This is a genomic window from Acinetobacter sp. A2, assembly GCF_048537555.1.
GTDB lineage: Bacteria > Pseudomonadota > Gammaproteobacteria > Pseudomonadales > Moraxellaceae > Acinetobacter.
This window is the reverse complement of the sequence record NZ_CP183239.1, coordinates 2,157,551-2,175,438: the sequence shown is the minus strand read 5'-3', so window position 1 is coordinate 2,175,438 and position 17,888 is coordinate 2,157,551. Positions and strand designations below refer to the sequence as shown.

18 protein-coding genes and 1 tRNA gene are annotated in these 17,888 nt (G+C 41.0%); 9 read left to right on the top strand and 10 right to left on the bottom strand.

Features of this window, described 5'->3' with window-relative positions:
- The first annotated feature begins 127 nt into the window (after window positions 1–127).
- From ACNS8M_RS10340 to ACNS8M_RS10330, 3 genes are all read left to right on the top strand, one after another.
- Window positions 128–1,057, top strand: coding sequence for a DUF808 domain-containing protein (locus ACNS8M_RS10340; protein WP_168418046.1), 930 nt, complete (start codon window positions 128–130; stop codon window positions 1,055–1,057).
- A 70-nt stretch (window positions 1,058–1,127) separates the two neighbouring features.
- Window positions 1,128–2,033, top strand: coding sequence for a neutral zinc metallopeptidase (locus ACNS8M_RS10335; protein ID WP_168418047.1), 906 nt, complete (start codon window positions 1,128–1,130; stop codon window positions 2,031–2,033).
- A gap of 86 nt (window positions 2,034–2,119) precedes the next feature.
- Complete coding sequence (locus tag ACNS8M_RS10330; RefSeq protein ID WP_168418854.1) at window positions 2,120–2,458, top strand: MGMT family protein; 339 nt, start codon at window positions 2,120–2,122, stop codon at window positions 2,456–2,458.
- A gap of 182 nt (window positions 2,459–2,640) precedes the next feature.
- On the opposite strand, the gene ACNS8M_RS10325 is transcribed toward ACNS8M_RS10330, so the two are convergent.
- Both ACNS8M_RS10325 and ACNS8M_RS10320 read right to left on the bottom strand, forming a co-directional pair.
- Window positions 2,641–3,081 (bottom strand): universal stress protein, encoded by a 441-nt coding sequence (locus ACNS8M_RS10325; protein WP_168418853.1) that lies wholly within the window; start codon window positions 3,079–3,081, stop codon window positions 2,641–2,643.
- A 189-nt stretch (window positions 3,082–3,270) separates the two neighbouring features.
- Window positions 3,271–3,909: a CatB-related O-acetyltransferase gene (locus ACNS8M_RS10320; RefSeq protein WP_168418852.1), complete on the bottom strand. Its 639-nt coding sequence runs from the start codon at window positions 3,907–3,909 to the stop codon at window positions 3,271–3,273.
- A gap of 328 nt (window positions 3,910–4,237) precedes the next feature.
- Between ACNS8M_RS10320 and ACNS8M_RS10315 the strand changes: the two genes are divergently transcribed.
- Window positions 4,238–5,382, top strand: a protein-coding gene (locus ACNS8M_RS10315; protein ID WP_419224806.1) for an IS3 family transposase whose coding sequence is annotated in 2 segments (ribosomal slippage) — window positions 4,238–4,502 and window positions 4,502–5,382 — 1,146 coding nt in all. Because the reading frame shifts where the segments join, the coding sequence is not laid out codon by codon here.
- 157 nt (window positions 5,383–5,539) lie between these two features.
- On the opposite strand, the gene ACNS8M_RS10310 is transcribed toward ACNS8M_RS10315, so the two are convergent.
- The 4 genes from ACNS8M_RS10310 to carA all read right to left on the bottom strand — a co-directional run bounded on the left by ACNS8M_RS10310 (window position 5,540) and on the right by carA (window position 10,808).
- Complete coding sequence (locus ACNS8M_RS10310) at window positions 5,540–5,752, bottom strand: hypothetical protein (protein ID WP_168418850.1); 213 nt, start codon at window positions 5,750–5,752, stop codon at window positions 5,540–5,542.
- A 110-nt stretch (window positions 5,753–5,862) separates the two neighbouring features.
- Window positions 5,863–6,339: a transcription elongation factor GreA gene (gene greA / locus ACNS8M_RS10305; protein WP_168418849.1), complete on the bottom strand. Its 477-nt coding sequence runs from the start codon at window positions 6,337–6,339 to the stop codon at window positions 5,863–5,865.
- An 83-nt stretch (window positions 6,340–6,422) separates the two neighbouring features.
- Complete coding sequence (gene carB, locus ACNS8M_RS10300; protein WP_168542558.1) at window positions 6,423–9,653, bottom strand: carbamoyl-phosphate synthase large subunit; 3,231 nt, start codon at window positions 9,651–9,653, stop codon at window positions 6,423–6,425.
- A 15-nt stretch (window positions 9,654–9,668) separates the two neighbouring features.
- Entirely contained in the window at window positions 9,669–10,808 is a 1,140-nt protein-coding gene (gene carA / locus ACNS8M_RS10295) for a glutamine-hydrolyzing carbamoyl-phosphate synthase small subunit (RefSeq protein WP_168542556.1), read from the bottom strand.
- 323 nt (window positions 10,809–11,131) lie between these two features.
- Between carA and ACNS8M_RS10290 the strand changes: the two genes are divergently transcribed.
- Window positions 11,132–11,611: a hypothetical protein gene (locus ACNS8M_RS10290; RefSeq protein ID WP_168418846.1), complete on the top strand. Its 480-nt coding sequence runs from the start codon at window positions 11,132–11,134 to the stop codon at window positions 11,609–11,611.
- Between the two features lie 123 nt (window positions 11,612–11,734).
- Here ACNS8M_RS10290 and ACNS8M_RS10285 read toward each other — a convergent pair whose 3' ends face one another.
- Together ACNS8M_RS10285 and yhbY are read right to left on the bottom strand one after the other, a co-directional pair.
- Window positions 11,735–12,274, bottom strand: a complete 540-nt coding sequence (locus tag ACNS8M_RS10285) for a DOMON-like domain-containing protein (RefSeq protein WP_070153929.1) — start codon at window positions 12,272–12,274, stop codon at window positions 11,735–11,737.
- A 9-nt stretch (window positions 12,275–12,283) separates the two neighbouring features.
- A complete protein-coding gene (gene yhbY, locus ACNS8M_RS10280; protein WP_168418845.1) occupies window positions 12,284–12,607 on the bottom strand; it encodes a ribosome assembly RNA-binding protein YhbY in 324 nt (107 codons plus the stop codon).
- A gap of 297 nt (window positions 12,608–12,904) precedes the next feature.
- Between yhbY and rlmE the strand changes: the two genes are divergently transcribed.
- The 4 genes from rlmE to ACNS8M_RS10260 all read left to right on the top strand — a co-directional run bounded on the left by rlmE (window position 12,905) and on the right by ACNS8M_RS10260 (window position 17,037).
- Window positions 12,905–13,555, top strand: a complete 651-nt coding sequence (rlmE, locus tag ACNS8M_RS10275; protein WP_168418844.1) for a 23S rRNA (uridine(2552)-2'-O)-methyltransferase RlmE — start codon at window positions 12,905–12,907, stop codon at window positions 13,553–13,555.
- A 136-nt stretch (window positions 13,556–13,691) separates the two neighbouring features.
- Window positions 13,692–15,581, top strand: coding sequence for an ATP-dependent zinc metalloprotease FtsH (gene ftsH, locus ACNS8M_RS10270; protein ID WP_168461406.1), 1,890 nt, complete (start codon window positions 13,692–13,694; stop codon window positions 15,579–15,581).
- A 174-nt stretch (window positions 15,582–15,755) separates the two neighbouring features.
- On the top strand, window positions 15,756–16,607 hold the full coding sequence (gene folP / locus ACNS8M_RS10265; protein WP_216075691.1) for a dihydropteroate synthase: 852 nt from the start codon (window positions 15,756–15,758) through the stop codon (window positions 16,605–16,607).
- Between the two features lie 115 nt (window positions 16,608–16,722).
- Complete coding sequence (locus ACNS8M_RS10260) at window positions 16,723–17,037, top strand: DUF5713 family protein (RefSeq protein WP_168461407.1); 315 nt, start codon at window positions 16,723–16,725, stop codon at window positions 17,035–17,037.
- 40 nt (window positions 17,038–17,077) lie between these two features.
- Here the strand turns inward: ACNS8M_RS10260 and ACNS8M_RS10255 are convergent, their stop codons facing one another.
- Together ACNS8M_RS10255 and ACNS8M_RS10250 are read right to left on the bottom strand one after the other, a co-directional pair.
- On the bottom strand, window positions 17,078–17,446 hold the full coding sequence (locus ACNS8M_RS10255) for a hypothetical protein (protein WP_228284177.1): 369 nt from the start codon (window positions 17,444–17,446) through the stop codon (window positions 17,078–17,080).
- 162 nt (window positions 17,447–17,608) lie between these two features.
- A tRNA-Leu gene (locus tag ACNS8M_RS10250) sits at window positions 17,609–17,694 on the bottom strand.
- Window positions 17,695–17,888 lie beyond the last annotated feature (194 nt).

Genomic DNA, 17,888 nt, shown 5'->3' with positions numbered 1-17,888 from the left:
CATTTTTCAATGTCACTTCCTTAAACAGATTGAATTGAATTCGTTTAAAAAATTAATGAAGTAAATACAGAGTTTATTTGCGTACAGTTTTAAAATAGATAGAAAATCGCATAAGGATAACAAAGCAATGGCGAGCAGCTTATTACTTTTATTAGATGACATTGCAACCGTTTTAGATGATGTAGCCGTCATGAGTAAAATGGCTGCTAAAAAAACAGCAGGGGTATTGGGTGATGATCTGGCATTGAATGCGCAGCAGGTCAGTGGTGTGCGTGCAGATCGTGAGTTACCTGTAGTGTGGCGGGTAGCTAAGGGCTCTTTTGTTAATAAATTGATTTTAGTACCGTTGGCACTGCTCATTAGCGTGGTTGCCGCATGGTTGATTAATCCATTATTGGTCATTGGTGGGTTGTTCTTAAGCTATGAGGGTGTTGAAAAGATCATGCACACCCTACAGCACAAAAAAGCAAAAACTGCCGCAGAAGCGCAATTAGAATTGATTCAGACTGAGCAAGACCTTGCTCGTTTTGAAAATGAAAAAATTAAAGGTGCAGTGCGTACTGACTTTATTCTATCGGCTGAAATTGTGGTGATTTCATTAGGTACAGTCGCAGCCGCCAGTTTCTTAACCAAAGTGACCGTATTAAGCGTAATTGCCATTGCCATGACCGTTGGGGTCTATGGCTTAGTTGCATTTATTGTCAAAATTGATGACATTGGTTTACATCTGACTGAACAACCATCTAATTTTAAACAACGTATTGGTCGTGGCTTATTGGCATTCGCCCCGATATTAATGAAAACTTTGTCGGTTGTTGGGACTGCTGCCATGTTTTTAGTGGGTGGTGGTATTATCAATCATGCTATTCCATTTGTGCACCATTTCACAGAAGATACAGTAGAGTATGTTCAAGACATCCCAACTATGGGCAGCATTGTAGGGGCTGTAACGCCAACCTTAATGAATTTTGCGGTGGGTATTTTAGCGGGTGTATTGGTTGTGATTGTGGTTACACTGATTCAAAAAGTATGGCCAAAGTCTAAACAGAGTCAATAAGCCCTGCTTCAAGACTTAGACTATATTTAGAATGAACTATCATTCAAAAAATTGAGAAAGGATAAGAATAATGCGTTGGAAAGGTCGTCGAGTTAGTACGAATGTAGAAGACCGCCGTGGTGGCGGTGGAGCAAAAGCGGGCGGTATCAGTATCTTGGGCTTGGTGGTGGCCTTTGTTGCATGGAAGTTCTTTGGGGTCGACCCTCAATCTGCTTATCAGGCAACTAAGCAAGTCACCTCACATGCACAAAGTGCTGAAACCAAAGGTTTAGATAACCCAAGCCCTGAGCAGCAAGAAGCCATTGAGTTTGTAGGTACTGTTTTGGCAGATACTGAAGACACCTGGTCACAAGTGTTTCAGCAGCAGTTAAATAGCCAATATATTCCACCTAAACTGGTACTGTTTACGGGCGTGGTGAATTCGGGTTGTGGTACTGCACAATCTGCCATGGGGCCATTTTATTGCCCTGCCGATCAAAAAGTATATATTGATACTTCATTCTTCCAAGCCATGCGTCAGCAAATGGGGATTGGTGGAGAGCAAAATCAGACTGAACTTAGCCGAAACGATCAGGCTGGTGATTTTGCACAAGCTTACGTGGTGGCACATGAAGTTGGACATCATATTCAAACTATTTTAGGCATTTCTGAACAAGTGCATAAAGCACGTCAGCAAGTCAGTGACGTGCAGGGCAACCAGCTTTCAGTTCGTCAAGAATTACAGGCAGACTGTTTATCGGGTGTGTGGGCGCATCACAACCATCAACGTACTCAATTCTTAGAACAGGGCGATATTGAAGAAGCGATGGACGCTGCACATAAAATTGGGGATGATTACTTGCAAAAACGTGCACGTGGACAAGTCGTACCTGATAGCTTCACGCATGGTACTAGTGCGCAGCGTGTGCAATGGTTCCAAACAGGCTTAAAGTCAGGCTTGATTAACGATTGTGACACCTTCAATGCCGCAATATAAGTGACTTAAACTTGTATGATTATGATAAAAGGAGTGATTGATTCACTCCTTTTTCTTTTTAACAATTGCAGGAAATCAGGCTGTTTATGAAGCCAAATATTTCTACTACAAAATCCAGTGATGAATTAGCACAGCAGATTTTAGCCGTGGTGTGTCTAATTCCTAAAGGGCGTGTAGCAACTTATGGACAAGTGGCGGCATTGGCAGGTTTACCCAAACATGCGCGATTAGTGGGTTATGTCTTAAAGCATTTGTCAGCAGATCATCAAGTACCGTGGCATAGGGTGATTAATGCACAAGGCAAAATTAGCCTAAGTAAGTTGAATGCTCAGGGTGAAAATGTGCAGGCATTAAAGCTAATGGCTGAAGATATAGTTGTGCTGGAAGGTAGGGTAAATTTAAAACAATACCAATGGCGACCTTGAGTCGTTGAAGAAACAAGAGGGAAGAAAGTAAAGGTTAAGCAGATGAATTATTATGCAGTCAGGAAAGCGATTTAAGGAAATTGTTGAAATGAAAAACAGTATAGTTTTGAGTGCATGAAGATGTGAAAAAGAAAGAAAAAGCGAAAAGTTCCCCATTTCCGTAGAAATGAGGAACAAGAAACTTATTGGCGTACCACAAGTACAGGTGTTGTGCCTTCGCTTAAAATGCTTTGAGCAACACTACCTAAGAATAATTTTTTCAAGCCAGTACGACCATGAGAACCGATCACGATTAGGTCAGCATTTAACTCTTTAGCAGCATTGCTAATTTCACGTGCAATGACTTGACCTTCAAGTAATTTAGTTTCAGCTTCAACACCTTGCTCAGTGAATTTTTGTTTCGCCTCTTCTAGCGTTTTTACGATAGAAGCACGCGCACGTTCAATTAAGTCATTGGTTTGGTTTGCTGTGATGTATTCTGCAGCAATGTATGGGTCAAGAGTAAGTACTTGAACCACAGTAATTTTACTACCAAATGCTTTTGCAAGTTCAGCAGCTTTTGCAACAGCAGCAAAAGAAGTTTCAGAACCGTCCACTGGTACGAGGATGTTTTGGTAAGCCATGAGTGTTTCTCCTTATTGTAATTTCAATACTTTAATAAAATATTCGCTCTGAGTCCTGTCTTATCTTACGCTGAATTCATAGAGAATAAAACCCAGTAATTTCATAAAGATAATTGAGTGCTGTAAGTCCTTATTTCACCTTAATTTAGCATGAAATTATGACGCTGTGCTTGAAATTCAACTAAAGTTTTAGTCCTTATTGTTGTGCTGATTTTTAAAAAATTCCACCAGTTTTTTAACATCATCTGTCTGCAATTGTTCTCGTATTTGTAGCAGATATTTTTCATCTAAATCATACAGTTTTAGTGCCAGAATGTCGGAAATTTCAGCTGCATTAAAACGGTATTTAATCACTTTAGCAGGTACGCCTGCCACAATGGCATAAGGTGGTACATCTTGCGTAACCACTGCACCTGTAGCCACAATTGCACCTTCACTCAGTTCAACCCCTTGCATAATCATGGCACGACTGCCAATCCAGCAACCATCACCAATTTTAGTATCACCTGCGGCAACAAAGCTGCGAGTATCAAACGGAAAAGCCGCAATCCAGTCACTGCGATGCAATTGATTGCCGCCCATCATAATCACACATTCCGCACCAAAGCAGACAAAATTACCAATATAGAGCTGATCAATTGGTTTTTCTGCTGTGGCGGGTTTGTCGTGCAAATAACGCACTACACAACGCTCAAAGCCTTGATCCCAATAAGCTGAATAATACGAGTAATTGCCTTTAATATGGATATTCGGATTTTTTACAGTTTTGGAGATAAACTCAAATTCGCACCAGTGTTTAACAGGGGAATTAATCAGCGTTTCAGACATGGTGTATGTGTAAAAAATTAATGAAATAGAATTATATATGAGTTACTTTTGATTTCTTATAATATTCATCCTGACAGAAGCTTGGTGGGCAGAGAAGTTAATGTTTGTCTAAAATGAGTTTGAGGAAAAAATAGCAGATGAAATAAAAAGAATCATTCATACCTTTACTTTGGTAATCCCCCCTAAAAAAATAATAGGATTTAAAAGTAGAATTTTCCCTTAAGATACAAGCTAGAGATTCTGCATGAAAACAGAGATGGATCCGGAAATTTGAACAACTCCTATAAGTGATATTCTGCTCCTCAAATGATGTTATAAACATCAATATATGGAGTATTTTATGGCACGTAGACCAAGAAGAAATCATTCAAATGACTTTAAGGCCAAGGTAGCACTTGCTGCGATCAAAGCAGAAAAAACACTTGCTGAATTGAGTTCTGAGTTTGATGTTCATCAAAACCAAATTATTGACTGGAAAAATCAATTGATCTCAGCTTCCTCGCAAGCTTTCGATCAATCAAAAGCTCCATCAGAACCCCCCATTGATCTAAAAAAACTACATGCAAAAATCGGTGAGCAGGCATTAGAAATTAATTTTTTAGAAGGTGTGTTGAAGAAACTGGGCCGCTTCAACCACAAAAGTTAATCGATCACTCACTTCAGATTTCAGTATCTAAACAAGCTAAGTTACTGAAAGTCTCTCGTGGTTGTTATTATTATCGCCCAAAACCTGTTAGCTCATCAGATCTGAAGCTGATGCGATGTATTGATGAATTACATATGCAATATCCTTTTGCAGGCAGTCGTATGATGCGTGATTTGTTGAATCGTCAAGGGCATCATATAGGACGACGTCATACACGTACTTTAATGAAGAAAATGGGTATTCAGGCGTTATATTGCAAACCAAATTTAAGCCAGGCTAATCAAGCTCACCGTAAATATCCATATCTGCTCAAAGGATTGGCTATTCAGCGCAGTAATCAAGTGTGGTCTACTGATATAACGTATATCCCTATGGCAAAAGGCTTTGTTTATTTATGTGCTGTGATTGATTGGCATAGCCGCAAGGTACTTGCGCATAGGGTATCGATTAGTATGGAGGTGGATTTTTGTATTTCGGCATTAAATGAAGCGATTGAAAAATATGGATCACCTGAAATATTGAATACAGACCAAGGCAGTCAGTTCACCAGTGATGCATTTATTGATGTATTGAAATCAAATGGCATTCAAATCAGTATGGATGGTAAAGGTCGATGGGTAGATAATGTGATGGTTGAACGATTATGGCGGAGCGTTAAATATGAAGAGGTGTATCTCAAAGCTTATAGCAGTGTCACAGATGCGAAAAAGCAATTGAGTGCATATTTTGAGTTTTATAATCTGAAACGACCTCATTCGAGTCTGGACAAAATGACTCCAGATGAGTTTTACTATGACCAGCTACCACAACAAAATAAGGTAGCTTAACTAGAGCGGAATATCACTTATAAATACGCTTTTAGTTGTTCAAACAAGTGGAACCACCTCTGTTAGTCTAGATAGTTCAACCACCAAAAGGCAACTTTAATTGATAAATAATAATTCTTCAAAAGAGGTTGCTTTAGTGATTTAAAGCTTAAAGTATTTATCTTAAAAAATTCCACAAAAACATAAAAATATTTTTGACACTATGGGGAAAGATGAAACCCCAAATGCCAAAAAAGAGTGATGCTGCCAATATGATGTTGATGGGATTGCTCTGTGTATTGATATAGAGTCCCCAAACTGGAATCAAAATAAGTCCTAAAACAGCCCCTGAAAGTGCATAAACAAATGCATGAATGAAGCGATTTTCCATCTTATTTTCCTAAATTTTTTTCGCAGTATAATCTATGCATCATTCATTGTGACTTTTAGACAATAAAAAACCCCTCAAAGAGGGGCATCGTGTGCAGTTATCTTTAATACTTAAAGATATTCTACATTCACAATTTCGTATTCTACTTCGCCTTGCGGGGTCACAATTTTGGCTTCATCGCCTTCATTTTTACCCAATAAGCCACGTGCGATTGGCGAGTTCACTGAAATTTTGTTGATTTTAAAGTCAGCTTCGTCATCACCTACAATTTTGTAAGTTTTTTGCTCTTCGGTGTCTAGGTTTTCAATGGTCACGGTTACACCAAAAACCACACGTCCGTTTTGTTCAAGCTCTTTCACATCAATCACTTGGCAAGCGCCCAGTTTACCTTCGATGTCTTGGATACGGCCTTCACAGAAACCTTGCTGTTCACGCGCAGCATGATATTCGGCATTTTCTTTTAAATCGCCATGTTCACGTGCTTCTGCAATCGCAGCAGTAATACGTGGACGTTCAACCGACTTAAGCTGTTGTAATTCTTGCTCTAAAGCGTATTTGCCTTCAGGCGTCATAGGATAACGTTGCATGTTGTCCCTCTTTAAAAATATTGAAGTCTATAAATGAAAAAAAGCCCGCCACCCGAAAGGTGACGGGACTTTTCATAAATGTATTAACCTACAGTAAGGTCTTGCAGGCGATATACATCCATTGGTAATTTGATTGCTAAAGCTTGGCAAACGGCATCTGCACCATTCAAAGTTGTGGTGTAATACACTTTACCTTGTAATGCAGAACGACGGATTGAGAACGAATCCTGCTGTGCTTGCTTGCCTTCAGATGTATTGATGATGAGGTGAATCTCACCATTTTTCAAGCGGTCTACAATGTGTGGGCGACCTTCAGTCACTTTGTTCACACGTTCACACTCAATACCTGCATCAGTGATTACTTTGTGTGTACCACCTGTTGCAACAAGTTTGAAGCCAAAATCAGCCAGTTGTTTTGCAATACGTGCCACATGCGGTTTATCTGACTCACGTACAGACAAGAATGCATGTTTTACTTCGCCTTCAGTTGGGATACCTGGTAAGCGATCATTCGAGCCTAACACAGCTTTATAGAATGCTTCACCAAAAGTTTTACCCACACCCATCACTTCACCTGTAGATTTCATCTCAGGCCCAAGCACTGGGTCTACACCAGGGAACTTGTTGAATGGGAACACGGCTTCTTTTACAGAGAAGTGTTGCGGAATGATTTCTTTAGTAAAGCCTTGCGCTTCTAAAGACTGACCCGCCATACAACGTGCTGCAACTTTAGCCAATGATTCGCCAATACACTTAGAAACGAATGGCACAGTACGTGATGCACGTGGGTTCACTTCTAAGATATAAACGTCATTGCCTTTAACGGCAAACTGTACGTTCATCAAGCCAATAACGCCCAATTCTTTTGCCATTGCAACAGTTTGACGACGCATTTCGTCCTGTACTTCATCTGACAATGAATAAGGTGGAATTGAACATGCAGAGTCACCAGAGTGAATACCTGCTTGTTCGATGTGCTGCATAATACCGCCAATCACCACATCTTTACCGTCAGATACGCAGTCTACGTCAACTTCAATCGCATCATCCAAGAAGCGGTCTAACAATACAGGCGCATCGTTAGAGGCTTGAACTGCATCACGCAAGTAGCGTTTAAGTTCTTCTTCGTTATACACGATTTCCATTGCACGGCCACCCAATACATAAGATGGACGAACAACTAACGGATAACCTACTTTAGCTGCTTCTGCGATACCTTCTTCAGCAGATTTTACAATGCTGTTATTCGGCTGACGCAATTGCAGACGTTGAATCATTTGTTGGAAACGTTCACGGTCTTCTGCACGGTCAATTGCATCTGGTGATGTACCAATAATTGGTGCACCTGCTTCTTCTAAAGCGCGCGCCAATTTCAGTGGAGTTTGACCACCGTACTGCACAATAATGCCTTTTGGCTTTTCTGTACGTACGATTTCAAGTACATCTTCCAAAGTAATTGGTTCAAAGTACAAACGGTCTGAAGTGTCGTAATCGGTAGATACGGTTTCAGGGTTACAGTTCACCATAATGGTTTCGTAACCATCTTCACGCATAGCAAGGGCTGCGTGTACACAGCAGTAATCGAATTCGATACCTTGACCAATACGGTTTGGACCGCCACCAATGACCATGATTTTGTCTTTGGTAGATGGATTTGATTCACACTCTTCATCGTAAGTTGAATACATGTAAGCAGTGTCAGATTCAAACTCTGCAGCACAGGTATCTACACGTTTGTAAACTGGATATACACCCATGTTCCAACGTTGTTTACGGAATTGCTTTTGTGAAATGCCCATCAAGTTGGCAATACGTAAGTCAGATAAACCTTTGCGTTTAAATGAACGTACATTTTCAGCAGTTAAGTCACCAAAACCTAAAGATTTGATTTGTTCTTCAGTTTTAACAATGTCTTCAATCTGAACGAGGAACCATTTGTCAATTTTGGTCGCTTGGAATACGTCTTCTACAGAGAAGCCATGACGGAAAGCGTCTGCCACGTACCAAATACGCTCTGGGCCAGGAACTTTGAGTTCAACCAAAATTTTGTCACGTGCGCCTTCAGCACCCACTTCAATTTGTTCGTCAAAACCGCAAGAACCAGTTTCCAAACCACGAAGCGCTTTGTTGATCGACTCTTGGAAGTTACGGCCAATTGCCATCACTTCACCTACAGATTTCATCTGTGTGGTTAAAGTCGCATCTGCTTGTGGGAATTTTTCAAAGTTGAAACGTGGAACTTTAGTTACAACGTAGTCAATTGATGGTTCAAATGACGCAGGGGTTGTACCGCCTGTGATGTCGTTTTTAAGTTCATCTAGGGTATAACCAATAGCAAGTTTCGCAGCAACTTTTGCAATTGGGAAACCTGTTGCTTTAGATGCAAGCGCAGATGAACGTGATACACGTGGGTTCATCTCAATTACAACCATACGGCCAGTATTTGGACAAATACCGAACTGTACGTTAGAACCACCTGTTTCTACACCAATTTCACGAAGTACCGCTAAAGATGCATTACGCATCAATTGGTATTCTTTGTCGGTCAATGTCTGTGCAGGTGCAACGGTAATTGAGTCACCTGTGTGTACGCCCATTGGGTCAAAGTTTTCAATTGAACATACGATAATACAGTTGTCGTTTTTGTCACGAACAACTTCCATTTCGTATTCTTTCCAGCCAATCAATGATTCATCAATCAATAATTGTTTGGTTGGGGAAAGATCGAAACCTCGTTCACAGATTTCTAGGAATTCTTCTTTGTTGTATGCAATACCGCCACCAGAACCACCCATGGTGAATGATGGACGAATAATTACAGGGAAGCCGAAGCGAGATTGAATTTCAAGCGCTTCTTCCATAGATTCAGCAATTGCCGCTTTGGGACATTCAAGACCAATTTTGCGCATGGCTTGGTCAAATAATTTGCGGTCTTCAGCTTTTTCAATAGCGTCTTTGGTCGCACCAATCAATTCAACATTGTATTTTTCTAAAATACCGTTGGCATCTAGTGCAAGCGCACAGTTCAGTGCAGTTTGACCACCCATGGTCGGTAGTACTGCATCTGGACGTTCTTTTTCAATGATTGCTGCAACAGTTTGCCAAGTGATTGGTTCGATGTAAGTTGCATCTGCCATTACAGGGTCAGTCATGATGGTCGCTGGGTTAGAGTTGACCAAAATAACACGGTAACCTTCTTCACGAAGTGCCTTACATGCTTGAGCACCAGAATAGTCAAACTCACAAGCCTGACCAATAACAATAGGACCAGCACCAATAATTAAGATGCTTTTAATATCCGTACGTTTAGGCATTATTTCGCTCCTTAATTACTTCTTAGCGGCTTCAATAAGTTCGATGAAATGATCGAACAAGAGTGCGCAGTCATGTGGACCTGAACTTGCTTCTGGGTGACCTTGGAAGCTAAATGCAGGCTTGTCTGTACGATGAATACCTTGGTTTGTGCCATCGAACAATGAACGGTGCGTTGCACGTACATTGCTAGGTAAGGTACTTTCATCTACCGCGAAGCCGTGGTTCTGAGAAGTAATCATCACTGTACCTGTTTCTAAGTTTTGTACAGGATGGTTTGCACCATGGTGACCATGCGGCATTTTCATCGTTTTTGCACCCGATGCAAGCGCAAGGATTTGGTGACCTAAACAGATACCAAATACAGGAGTATTTGTGGTTTGTACAATTGTTTTTACAGCTTCAATTGCGTAGTCACATGCAGCTGGGTCGCCTGGGCCATTTGATAAGAAAATGCCATCTGGGTTTAATGCAAGGACTTTTTCAGCAGGGGTTTGTGCAGGAACAACGGTCAGTTTACAACCGCGGTCTGCCAGCATACGCAGGATGTTGGTTTTGACACCGTAATCGTATGCAACCACATGATATTTAAGTTCAGGTTGAGTAAAGCCTTTGCCAAGTTCCCATGAACCTTCAGTCCATTCAAAACCTTCAGGATCACAACATACTTTTGCAAGATCTAAGCCGTTTAAGCCGCCAAATGCACGTGCTTTAGCAATTGCTTCTTCTTCAGTGATATTTTCACCAGCAAGAATACAGCCGTTTTGCGCACCTTTGGCACGTAAAATACGGGTCAATTTACGGGTATCAATATCTGCAATCGCAACCACGTTGTGTGCTTGCAAATATTCCGCTAAAGATTGATTAGAACGGAAGTTACTGTGTAGTAAAGGCAAATCACGGATAATTAAACCGTTTGCCCATACTTTATGAATACGACCAGACTCGACATCTTCATCATTACAACCTGTGTTCCCAATGTGCGGGTAAGTTAAAGTCACAAGTTGCTGTGCATAACTCGGGTCGGTCAAAATTTCTTGATAGCCAGTCATGGCAGTGTTAAAAACGACTTCACCAGTCGTACTTCCCGTTGCACCGATAGACGTACCTTTAAAGATTGTACCGTCGGCAAGGGCTAAAATGGCGGGGGTGCTCAAACCAAAGCTCCTGAACTAAAACCACAAAAATAGGGCTGTAAAAAAGCGAGTAGACGAAAAAAAAGGAAGGTCAATGTTTAAACCTACCCTCCTATGTCTGCTCGCTTGAACTTAACATTGCATTATACGCATGAGCTCGCCAAAAGTCCATTCAGTTTCTGATGAATATGTAAGATAAAGGGCTTGCTTTCTTTAGCCGATTTATGTTTTAGCAATGTAGTAAAATGTAAGTAATCTACGATTGTCTAACAATACAAAACCCATATTCGAGCAAATTCACTTATGCTGAAAATATAAACAACAACGACCTTGGGTGAAGCAAAATGACTGAACAAGAAAAATCAGTAGCTGACAATAAAGCAATCAAAGATGCGGTGCATGAGGGTGCTGAAAAGCTTGAAAAAGTCACTCATGATGCCAAAGAACAGGTGCTAGAAGTTGTCGCTGAAACGCAGGAAAAACTGCAAAACGAAGCGAAGCAATTAAATGCTAGTGTGCAAGAGCAATTGGGTCAATTAAAGCAAGATGTATTGCAAAAAATTGAAGCATTGAAAGCACAGTTTGGTGGTTCACCTAAAGACTTAGGTGAGTTAAAAGAGTTTGTGAAAACTGAATTTAGCGCAATTATTGATGATCTTTCTAAACTGGGTAAAGAGTTGAAAGAAGATGTCAGCAGCATTTCAGTGAAACATAAAGACCAATTGGTTGAAACGTTTCAGCGTTCTAAAGAACACACTTTGGAAGCGTGGAAAAAAGTTAATCCACAAAAAACAGAAACGAATGACGAGACTGATCAAGCTTAAACAAGTAAGACTTATAGCCTAATCAGCCATAAAAAAAGTGAGGTTCGGCCTCACTTTTTTTATTCAAATTTCTGCTCAAGTACAAAATGAAAATCTGATTACGCATTTTGAAACTAGACAAGATTAGAACTGATGTAACCAATCTCGTTTATTATGAAAATCGGCTGCAGGACTGCTGTGTTGCATGGCATAAAACTGTTCGCCCTGACTGGTTTTTAGCACTGCCGTCAGACCTATAAACAAATCCGTCCATTTTAGTTTATGTTTCAGCATAAATTCGGTTAAATCCAGACTCACATTCAAACCATAATGTGTGCGTTTCAGCTGATTCAGTTCAATATCGTAAGCAGCCACGGGCGGCATTTGCTCAGGATAACGATACTCTTCAAAGGCGTAGGCTTGCCAAGCTTGAGAAGGGGATAAATTGATTTCACGATAAAAATCTTCGCCCTGAACCCCAATGAAAATTTCAAAGCAGGTGTGTTCCCACAAAAAATCCTGACGTGGATGTGACGCTACCAAAGCAGGCCATTCGACCCACTGATTTGGATCGCGCAGCCAAAAGCCTACATTTAACGTAAATGGGCTTTGTTGTTCAATTGCACCGACCAAAGAAATGGCCTGAAATTGACGATTAAAAGCACTGAGTTCGTAACTTGCCATTGAGGGAGATTAGTTAGACAAGTGAGCGTGGCGAACTAAATTAGATAATTTAGCATTTTGTTTGGCTGCTTTTTTGTAGAGTAAGACAATTTTACCAATGCTTTGTACCACTTCAGAACCTGTTGCTGCTGCAATTTCAGTAATCACAGCTGCACGTACCTCACGGTCTTCACCGCCAATTTTGACTTTAATCAATTCGTGATCGTTTAAAGCACGGTTGGTTTCTTCAATCACATTTTCAGTCAAACCTTGCCCGCCAATCATCACTACAGGGTTGAGTGCATGACCAATTTGACGTAAACGCTTGCGTTCCTGAATAGATAGAGCCGCCATAAAGATAACCTAATTTTAAAAACGGCTTAGTATAACAAAAGCCAGTTTGAAACGCTGTAAATTCTATGCAAATAATCTGTGATCTTACTGCCATGTAGAAATATTGAAACTGAATACTTGGTGATATTTCTCTGTAACAGTCAAAGTGACTTTTTTAAGCCTCAGTACAGAAATAAGCGATGGATTTAATAGAAAAAATAGGTCAGTTCTTGGTATTTAGATACAGATGTCTACTGCAAGCGGGTGAATTTTCACGTACAATCGCAATTTAGATGTCTATTCATTATTAAGAGAGTTATGGCAACACGCATTACCAACCAAAAGTTATCCAAAAGTAGTCGTGCGTGGATGAGAGAGCACTTAGATGATCCCTTTGTGAAACGAGCACAAAAAGAAGGGTATCGTGCACGTGCTGCATACAAACTACTTGAGATTCAAGAAAAATATAAACTGATCAAACCCGGTATGACTGTGGTGGACTTAGGTGCTGCTCCAGGCAGTTGGTCACAAATTGCAGGGCAACTTGTGGGCGACAAAGGCTTGGTGATTGCTTCCGATATTTTGGAAATGGACGCACTACCAGATGTGACCTTTTTACAAGGTGACTTCCGTGAAGAGGAAGTGTTCGAAAAATTGTTAAATATTTTAAACGGACGCACGGTAGACGTTGTAATTTCTGATATGGCCCCCAATACATCAGGTAATAAAGCTGTAGATCAACCGCGTCAAATTTACTTATGCGAGTTGGCGCTCGATTTTGCCAACCGTGTATTGGGACCCAATGGCCAGTTTGTGGTCAAAGTGTTCCAAGGTTCGGGGTTTGACGAATTTCGTAAACAGGTCGTGGACAGTTTTGATGTTCTAAAGACAGCAAAACCCGCTGCTTCACGGGCGCGTTCCAAAGAAGTATTCCTTATTGGACAAGGACGTAAAAAGGCGTCTAAATAAAGTTTACTTGCCAAGCCGTTAAAAATTGTGCATTTTGTACGTTTTTAACGAATTGTCTAGCTGATCTTCAGCTTTTTGAATGAAAGGTCACCCAGTAACGGGCATGATCAAATTAGATTGATATGGGAATAAAGCTTTGAGCGATCTCTTCAAGAATGCCGTATTGTGGCTGATTATACTTGGTGTGCTGATTCTAATTTTCAGCAACATCAATAACAGTGAAAAGCCAACTGCAATGAACTACTCAGAGTTTGTTACAGCGGTGAATGCTGGTCAAATTAAGCAAGTCACAATTGATGGCGAAAGAATTAGTGGCGAAAAAGTCAACGGCTCGTCCTTTGAAAGCATTCGTCCAGCAGTTCAAGACCCTGAACTGATGCCGAATCTGATTAAAAACAACGTTGTTGTTGAAGGTACTGCACCTCAACGTCAAGGTTTGTTAATGCAACTATTGATCGCAAGTTTCCCTGTACTTTTAATCATTTTGTTATTCATGTTCTTTATGCGCAACATGGGTGGCGGTGCAGGTGGTAAAAACGGCCCGATGAGCTTTGGTAAATCTAAAGCTAAAATGTTGTCTGAAGACCAAATTAAAGTCACATTTGCAGATGTTGCGGGTTGTGATGAAGCAAAACAAGAAGTAGTTGAAATTGTAGATTTCTTAAAAGACCCTGCAAAATTCAAACGTCTAGGTGCAACAATTCCTAAAGGCGTGTTGATGGTTGGCCCACCAGGTACAGGTAAAACCTTACTTGCTAAAGCCATTGCAGGCGAAGCGAAAGTTCCATTCTTTAGCATTTCAGGTTCTGACTTTGTTGAAATGTTTGTAGGTGTGGGTGCATCTCGTGTTCGTGATATGTTCGAGCAAGCCAAACGCCATGCGCCATGTATTATCTTTATTGATGAGATTGATGCAGTTGGTCGTCACCGTGGTTCTGGTACAGGTGGTGGTCACGATGAGCGTGAGCAAACGTTGAACCAGATGCTGGTAGAAATGGACGGTTTTGAAGGCAATGAAGGCATTATTGTCATCGCTGCGACGAACCGTGCCGATGTACTGGATAAAGCCTTGTTACGTCCTGGCCGTTTTGACCGTCAAGTGATGGTTGGCTTGCCTGACATTAAAGGTCGTGAGCAAATTCTGAATGTACACTTGAAAAAGTTACCTTCAGTTACGGGTGTAGATGTCAAAGTATTGGCACGTGGTACACCAGGCTTCTCAGGTGCACAATTGGCAAACCTTGTGAATGAGGCTGCATTGTTTGCTGCACGTCGTAATAAAAACACGGTAGATATGCACGACTTTGAAGACGCCAAAGACAAGTTGTATATGGGTCCTGAACGTAAGTCGATGGTACTGCGTGAAGAAGAGCGCCGTGCGACCGCTTACCACGAAGCAGGCCATGCGATTGTCGCTGAAATGCTACCAGGTACAGACCCTGTGCATAAAGTTACGATTATGCCGCGTGGTTGGGCATTGGGTGTGACTTGGCAGTTGCCTGAGCATGACCAAACTAGCCATTACAAAGACAAAATGCTGAATGATCTGTCAATTTTGTTTGGTGGTCGTATTGCTGAAGAAGTCTTTATTAATCAAATGTCGACAGGTGCATCTAACGACTTTGAGCGTGCAACTAAACTTGCCCGTGCAATGGTGACGAAATACGGTATGTCAGACAAACTGGGCGTCATGGTGTATGAAGATGATACACAACAGTCGTTCATGGGCAGTCTAGGCAGTCGTACAATTTCTGAAGCGACTCAGCAGCAAGTAGATGCTGAAGTGCGCCGTATCATTGATGAGCAATACAGAGTTGCGCGTGATATTTTGGAAAATAACCAAGACATCGCACATGCAATGGTGAAAGCATTGTTGGAATGGGAAACGATTGATCGTGACCAAATCCGTGACATTATGGAAGGTCGTGAGCCACAGCCACCGAAGGTTTATATTGCAGATAATCCTGTAATTGATGTAACCCCAACCGATGGCCCAAGCACACCGCCACCATTGCCAGCGAGCTAATTAGCTCACATGATGTTAAAAAAGAGCCTTTAAATAAGGCTCTTTTTTTTTCGCTATAGCATGTGCGCAATCTTGTACTTATAGGCTATAAAATGGTTTGAGGGTGAAAAGAATTCAACATCTTAAAAACTAGCCTTGTTAAAATATGACTTTCAAATGAAGAGGAAGATCAGCATGCAGCTCATGCCATTACCTAAATGTGTATTGCAATGCGGACGTTTGAGTTTGGATTTATCTCAACCGCATGTCATGGGAATTTTGAACGTGACACCAGACTCGTTTAGTGATGGTGGTCGTCATAATGAAAAAGAGGATGCTGTAGCACGTGCTTTGGAAATGATTGCGGAAGGTGCGACCGTGATTGACATCGGGGGAGAGTCAACTCGCCCAGGTGCGAGTCCAGTCAGTGTTGAAGAAGAAATTCGTCGTGTCGTACCTGTGGTTGAGGCCTTATCACAACATAATGTGGTGCTATCCATTGATACCTCTCAGCCTGAGGTAATTCGTGCTGCTGTGAATGCGGGTGCGCATATTTGGAATGATGTGCGTGCCTTGACACGTCCTTATGCACTGCAAACGGCTGCTGAATTAAATATCCCTGTGATCATTATGCACATGCGTGGCGAACCGACCACCATGAACAATTTAGATCAATATGATGATGTGACGGAAGACGTGATTGCTGAGTTGCAACAACGTGTTCAAGATGCGTTGGCTGCAGGTGTGAAGCCTGAAAATATTGTGATTGATCCAGGTTTTGGTTTTGCAAAAAATGCGCAGCAAAACCTGAAATTGCTTAATGAGCTGTATCAACTCAACCGCATGGGTTATCCAATTTTATCGGCATTGTCGCGTAAGCGTTTTATTGGTGAAGCTACGGGTGCGGTAGAAGCTACAGAGCGTGCCGTGGGGTCAGTGGCTGCGCATTTACTTAGTATTCAGCAAGGTGCATGTATGGTACGTGCGCATGATGTAAAAGCCACCTCAGATGCCATTAAAATATGGCAAGCCATGCAAAGTGCTTAAATAAACGTACTTGAATAAATCATTCAGGCCTGTGAAATTTTGCCTAAGCTAGTATAAAGGCTAGGCTTATGGTATATAGGCACGCTTAAATCTCTGTATTTTTTTGAGTGCCTGTATGTTTGCAGATTTACTTCTCCCGATGTTTGATGACGAATACTACCCAGATATTTTGGTTGCTGAACTTAAGCAACTCATTTTGCGCTTTGCAAAACAGGTATCGCAAGCGGGTGTTTCGGAAACTGATATTTACTACTTTGCAGATCAGACAGTGCAGGCGATTAACCAAATGAAGCCACAATTTCAAGACTTAGATTCAGATTTAGATGATGCTGCAACTGACTATATTGCAGAAGCGATGATGATGGTACTGCAAGATCAGGGTCATTTTGACATTGAAATGGAAGCTTTGGTCGCTAATCGGGCCTGGTAAATATTTTTACATTTTTTAAATATCTTGTGGTTTTAGTTAATTATTCGCTGAATAGCTCATCTAAAACCTCATTTAAATGACAGCTTTCTTGTTCATGTAGTTCTGCAATTTCCCGAACATGGAGTGAGTATTGCCCATCTTGCTCACTCACTTGTGCAACCACATTTACCCAAAACTTTGTGTTCTGTTGTAGCAGGTTGCGTAGCTGTTTTTCATCTTCAGGGTTTTGAAAGTTTAGGTTGTAAATATCACTTCCTAAGCTACAACGGCGCAAATGCAATTTTTGTTGTTGATTGTGCACAGTCCCTGCAAATAAATCATAAAATGCTGATTCAGTTTGAATTGGGCCTTCCGCTTGGGTTGCTGTTTGAGTGGTAGGGGATTGAGCATAGCTTATAAAACTCAGCATGCCGCATAAACAGGTAAGACTTAAATAATGAACACAACGTTGTAGATGCATTTTTGACGATCACTATAAATTATTATTTTAAGATTGTATTTTCATTAGACATAAAAAAAACCAGCTTTCGCTGGGTTCTTTATTTGCACCATCGATTTTATAGCAAAAAGATGGTGCCCGAGGCCAGACTCGAACTGGCACGCTTTGTGGGCGGGGGATTTTAAATCCCCTGTGTCTACCGATTTCACCACTCGGGCATGTGCGCAATAATAGAGGACGAAATAAATCTTGGCAAGTAAATTTATTTACAATTGCTTTCTTTTCAATCAATTCAACCGATTAGTGCGCTGAAATGGCACTAAAACATTGGTTTTTTAAGGCCCGTCATGAATATTTCATAAATTTGAGATCAAAGCGAAATCATTAATTTCTATGGTGAGCGCTCTAGAAA

What these genes read in the sequence shown, in the direction of transcription:
- ACNS8M_RS10340 (WP_168418046.1), top strand. Translation starts at nt 128, where the DNA reads ATGGCGAGCAGCTTATTACTTTTATTAGATGACATTGCAACCGTTTTA.
- ACNS8M_RS10335 (WP_168418047.1), top strand. Translation starts at nt 1,128, where the DNA reads ATGCGTTGGAAAGGTCGTCGAGTTAGTACGAATGTAGAAGACCGCCGT.
- ACNS8M_RS10330 (WP_168418854.1), top strand. Translation starts at nt 2,120, where the DNA reads ATGAAGCCAAATATTTCTACTACAAAATCCAGTGATGAATTAGCACAG.
- ACNS8M_RS10325 (WP_168418853.1), bottom strand. Translation starts at nt 3,081, where the DNA reads ATGGCTTACCAAAACATCCTCGTACCAGTGGACGGTTCTGAAACTTCT.
- ACNS8M_RS10320 (WP_168418852.1), bottom strand. Translation starts at nt 3,909, where the DNA reads ATGTCTGAAACGCTGATTAATTCCCCTGTTAAACACTGGTGCGAATTT.
- ACNS8M_RS10310 (WP_168418850.1), bottom strand. Translation starts at nt 5,752, where the DNA reads ATGGAAAATCGCTTCATTCATGCATTTGTTTATGCACTTTCAGGGGCT.
- greA (WP_168418849.1), bottom strand. Translation starts at nt 6,339, where the DNA reads ATGCAACGTTATCCTATGACGCCTGAAGGCAAATACGCTTTAGAGCAA.
- carB (WP_168542558.1), bottom strand. Translation starts at nt 9,653, where the DNA reads ATGCCTAAACGTACGGATATTAAAAGCATCTTAATTATTGGTGCTGGT.
- ACNS8M_RS10290 (WP_168418846.1), top strand. Translation starts at nt 11,132, where the DNA reads ATGACTGAACAAGAAAAATCAGTAGCTGACAATAAAGCAATCAAAGAT.
- ACNS8M_RS10285 (WP_070153929.1), bottom strand. Translation starts at nt 12,274, where the DNA reads ATGGCAAGTTACGAACTCAGTGCTTTTAATCGTCAATTTCAGGCCATT.
- yhbY (WP_168418845.1), bottom strand. Translation starts at nt 12,607, where the DNA reads ATGGCGGCTCTATCTATTCAGGAACGCAAGCGTTTACGTCAAATTGGT.
- rlmE (WP_168418844.1), top strand. Translation starts at nt 12,905, where the DNA reads ATGGCAACACGCATTACCAACCAAAAGTTATCCAAAAGTAGTCGTGCG.
- folP (WP_216075691.1), top strand. Translation starts at nt 15,756, where the DNA reads ATGCAGCTCATGCCATTACCTAAATGTGTATTGCAATGCGGACGTTTG.
- ACNS8M_RS10260 (WP_168461407.1), top strand. Translation starts at nt 16,723, where the DNA reads ATGTTTGCAGATTTACTTCTCCCGATGTTTGATGACGAATACTACCCA.
- ACNS8M_RS10255 (WP_228284177.1), bottom strand. Translation starts at nt 17,446, where the DNA reads ATGCTGAGTTTTATAAGCTATGCTCAATCCCCTACCACTCAAACAGCA.